Below are 520 nucleotides of genomic sequence, written 5' to 3' on the forward strand. Positions count from 1 at the left end.
TCGGTACCATTAATCGTCATGGTCACCACATCATTCTCGCTGATGTCACCACCGATTGCGGTGCCGATTACCGCAATAGTTTGTCCACTTTCTGCTGCGTTAATCACGTCATCTTCGGTGATATCAGCCACCGTGACAGTGCCTGCATCTGCAACCAGATCGACCGTATGAGTTGAAGTTGCAGTACTATTAGTTGTGTTGCCTGCTGCATCGGTTGATGCCACGCTCACTTCAAACTCGGTATCGTTAGCCAGATCATTGCCCGCTACATCGACACTCCAGTTGCCATTTTCATCAACCGTGGTTTGGTAATCGGTACCATTAATCGTCATGGTCACCACATCGTTTTCACTGATGTCGCCACCCGTTGCAGTACCTGTGACCGCAATAGTTTGTCCGCTTTCTACTGCATTAATCACGTCATCTGCCGTGATATCAGCTACCGTCACGGTGCCTGCATCCGCCGATGTATCTACTGTATGAGTTGAGGTCGCAGTGCTTTCGATTATATTACCCGCTG

Annotated in this window: 1 protein-coding gene; it reads right to left on the reverse strand. The window is 49.2% G+C overall.

Annotated elements, in window-relative coordinates; all coding sequences use genetic code 11:
- The coding region (locus BTO23_RS11355) for an Ig-like domain-containing protein (RefSeq protein ID WP_146107808.1) at positions 1-520 on the reverse strand (520 nt) is incomplete at both ends.

The organism is Aliivibrio sifiae, assembly GCF_002954715.1.
Classification (GTDB): Bacteria; Pseudomonadota; Gammaproteobacteria; order Enterobacterales; family Vibrionaceae; genus Aliivibrio; species Aliivibrio sifiae.